Source organism: Bathymodiolus heckerae thiotrophic gill symbiont (assembly GCF_900128515.1).
In the GTDB taxonomy this organism is placed as follows: Bacteria; Pseudomonadota; Gammaproteobacteria; order PS1; family Pseudothioglobaceae; genus Thioglobus_A.
This window is the reverse complement of record NZ_FQTP01000139.1, coordinates 1-2,708: the sequence shown is the minus strand read 5'-3', so window position 1 is coordinate 2,708 and position 2,708 is coordinate 1. Positions and strand designations below refer to the sequence as shown.

Here is a 2,708-nt window from a genome sequence, read left to right as displayed (position 1 = left end):
ATTTGCGACCTGCCGATTACGAAATAGTTCACCACTTTTGTATCTTAGGGATGTTATTAAAATGCGCCGCCAGGGAAATAATGTGCCTAAATTACCGCAGATGCCTGCGCTAGTTGCTGCTTAATTATATAGGGGAATGAACTTACGACTAAAGTGCTACGTGCGCAAGGCAAGCAGGTGCGCTTTGGCATACACCCGGTTGCCGGGCGAATGCCAGGGCATATGAACGTGTTATTGGCAGAAGCAAAAGTACCCTACGATATAGTTTTTGAAATGGATGAAATCAATGCCGACTTTGCTGATGTAGACGTGTCGATTGTTATCGGTGCAAATGATATCGTTAATCCGTCAGCACTGGACGATCCTAATAGTCCCATTGCTGGAATGCCCGTACTGGAATGCTGGAAAAGTGCCACAACCATCGTTTTAAAGCGTAGCATGGCAACGGGCTATGCAGGTGTGGGTAACCCGTTATTTGTACATAAAAATACGCGTATGCTGTTTGGTGATGCGAATGATAGTATGCAGGCTGTGTTAAAAGCGATCAATCATTAATATCAATTAAACAAAGGTTTTATAGCCCAATTAACGCTAAAGTGTTATTGTCTGATCTTAATTCTGCTTTGGCTGATTATCGTAGGGTGCGTGTACGCACCCTACGATAATGGATTGTTATAACCATCAAAGAAGAATTAAGCAAAAATAATGGATGCTAAGACATTCAGATTCCTCAACAATCGCGTAACACTCTTATCAATATTTTAATAAAAAGGATCAAATTATGAAGTATCTAGTTAAATTTTGTGCAGTCCTCGTATTATCAGCTGCCAGTATCTCGGCATTCGCTAAAGATAAACCCATGAACATGCAGTCTGGAAATGCTTCCGGTCAGGGTATGGGCATGGAAATGTCTGAGGAAATGAAAGACAAGATGGCGAGGAAAAAGCAGATATATATCCTGAAAATAAATGATCTATCAGATCGGATTCAAGATGAAAAAAACGCCAAAAAGAAACAGGCTTTAATGGATGAGCAACTACAGCTTATTAAAGATCATCAGGAAAAAAAGCGTCAAATGAAAAAGAAGATGATGCAAAAACATCATCAGAAAATGATGGAAAAAAAGGGCAGCATGAAAATGTAAAACAATCTTACCCAATTAGTTGTCAACGCTAACGGGTGAAACAGCTATCGGTATGGGAAACATAGGCTTTCCCATACCGAAATCTTAATTCGTTAAAAAAATTTCTGGTTTATCAGAGCAAACAGTCAGATCATATACTGTGAATTTGACTGGTGCAGCACAGTGTTGCTTTGATGGATAGATGAGTTTTTATGTTGTTTGTATTTCTCCATTTATTCATCTATCCTTAATAGGTGCTGCTTCATATAGTCTAGTCACAGTAAAAAGCAAAACATCACGTTTCTAACCCTATTCTTAAGAGCAACTCGACGATATTGATGATGGATATAAACATAGAAACATCAAAACTCCTGTACAAGAAACTCAAAGAGTTCACATTTTTTATCCGCCGCAGTCCAGGGGATAAAGTCGCGACTTTATTTGCATTTCTATGTTTTATTGTTGGCCATCATTTATATGATGAAAAAAATGCCTTTAAAGTACCTACCTTACTAAACGACCACCAGGACAGCGTCAATTTATATAAGCCCTTGGTGGGTGTTTTTCTGATCATTGTAGCTGTTGGGCTAATAGTCTGGGTTACTTACCGCTTATGGAAAATCGCCTTACCGCCGATAATTCCGAAACACCCTTTATCCCAAGCCATTAAAGGGCTAATGGCGTTTAGCACCGAAGATGGAGAGCTATTTTCCAAACTGGAACGAAACAAGCAAATAGCAGAGTTTGTCAATATATTAACAATCCACAACGACAGATTATCGTGTTAATGGGGGAATCCGGCGCTGGTAAAACTTCCCTTTTAAGAGCTGGCCTAAGCTATGGCTTAAAGTCGGAGCAACAATCTTACATTTACTGGGTGGCTTTTCCAAAGCATGCGCACGAATCTTTATTGAGAACCATTAACCAGCAGTTACAGACGCAGTATCAACAGCTGGAAGAGGTCTTAACATATCCGACAGCAGCAGTTATCGTGTTAGACCAGTTTGAGCAATTGTCAGTGCAGCAACATGCAGAAATTTTTGCTTTATTAACCCGGGTGATTACCCAGCATCCGTTGCAGAATATCACCTGGATAGTGGCCTTTAGGCGCGAATACGACCCAGAATGGCGAGATTTTGAGCTCTCACTGGGTGATGATTTTCGTATGCTCCCCATGATTTCCCTCAAGCTATTTAGTCGGGCGCAGGCACAAAATGTATTTATTATTTTAGCCAGCGAAGCAGGCCTGGTTCTAGACCAGGCGCTTGTCGATAGTTTTGTGAACTCCATGCAGGTCAATGAACGGCTTTCTCCCGTGGATATCAGTATTGGTTTATTAATGCTTAACGAACTAGCCAGTCAACAACAAAAAGCATATCTAAATCTAGAGGATTATCAGTTTGCAGGCGGCTCCAAAGGCTTGTTTGTAAAATTTATCAATGCCCGCTTAGAGCGCTTGGTAGTGGGTTAAATCTGTTATTAGGCATGAATATCTCGTCCAAATTCGACTTTATTAATTAACAGCCCAATGACAATATCGTGCATTTGTTCTATTTTTGAAAAACAGATTGTTCGACGAGTTAAA

General features: G+C 40.2%; 3 protein-coding genes and 2 pseudogenes. 4 read left to right on the top strand and 1 reads right to left on the bottom strand.

The genetic code is table 11. The features are described from left to right. Positions 1 to 135: 135 nt before the first annotated feature. The 4 genes and pseudogenes from BTHERMOSOX_RS10245 to BTHERMOSOX_RS10230 all read left to right on the top strand — a co-directional run. Positions 136 to 555 (top strand): annotated as a pseudogene (locus BTHERMOSOX_RS10245) (NAD(P)(+) transhydrogenase (Re/Si-specific) subunit beta); the annotation flags it as partial. A gap of 226 nt (positions 556 to 781) precedes the next feature. Then, the gene (locus BTHERMOSOX_RS10240) at positions 782 to 1,144 is read left to right on the top strand and encodes a hypothetical protein (protein WP_138121056.1); all 363 of its coding nucleotides are present in this window, start codon (positions 782 to 784) and stop codon (positions 1,142 to 1,144) included. Positions 1,145 to 1,461: 317 nt separating this feature from the next. Then, on the top strand, positions 1,462 to 1,911 hold the full coding sequence (locus tag BTHERMOSOX_RS10235) for a hypothetical protein (protein WP_138121055.1): 450 nt from the start codon (positions 1,462 to 1,464) through the stop codon (positions 1,909 to 1,911). Continuing rightward, positions 1,911 to 2,594, top strand: coding sequence for an nSTAND1 domain-containing NTPase (locus BTHERMOSOX_RS10230; RefSeq protein WP_138121054.1), 684 nt, complete (start codon positions 1,911 to 1,913; stop codon positions 2,592 to 2,594). Before BTHERMOSOX_RS10235 ends, BTHERMOSOX_RS10230 begins: the two co-directional genes overlap by 1 nt. An 8-nt stretch (positions 2,595 to 2,602) precedes the next feature. Here the strand turns inward: BTHERMOSOX_RS10230 and BTHERMOSOX_RS10225 are convergent. Further along, positions 2,603 to 2,708 (bottom strand): annotated as a pseudogene (locus tag BTHERMOSOX_RS10225) (IS1 family transposase); the annotation flags it as partial.